This window comes from Vibrio viridaestus, from assembly GCF_003856525.1.
GTDB lineage: Bacteria > Pseudomonadota > Gammaproteobacteria > Enterobacterales > Vibrionaceae > Vibrio > Vibrio viridaestus.
The window spans coordinates 1-421 of record NZ_RJVQ01000147.1; the positions used below are offsets into that span (position 1 = coordinate 1).

Genomic DNA, 421 nt, shown 5'->3' on the forward strand with positions numbered 1-421 from the left:
ACAGCTTTCTGAATTAACAAATTTGCTTGGCGACCATAGCGATTTGGACCCACCTGATTCCATGCCGAACTCAGAAGTGAAACGAATTAGCGCCGATGGTAGTGTGGGGTCTCCCCATGTGAGAGTAGGACATCGCCAGGCTTTTATTCACTTGTTTGATGAYTCATCAAACAAGTCACCATAAAGCTTTAAATAAATTAGAGTTTTATGTTGACTTTCAAAGTGGGTAGCGTATTATACGCGTCCTGCCTAAGTGCTAAGGCACTGAAAGCAAAGCTCTTTAACAATATAAACCTATCAATCTGTGTGGGCACTCGTCGGATAAACATCCAAAAGATTTTATCAATGATACGAGTGACCAAAWCGAATAAGATTTCTTTTTAAGAAAGATTATTTGGCACAGTCAATTCAACATTACATT

1 rRNA gene is annotated in these 421 nt (G+C 39.1%); it reads left to right on the top strand.

The features are described from left to right. Positions 1-25 precede the first annotated feature (25 nt). A 5S ribosomal RNA gene (rrf, locus tag EES38_RS21980) occupies positions 26-141 on the top strand. Positions 142-421: the final 280 nt, after the last annotated feature.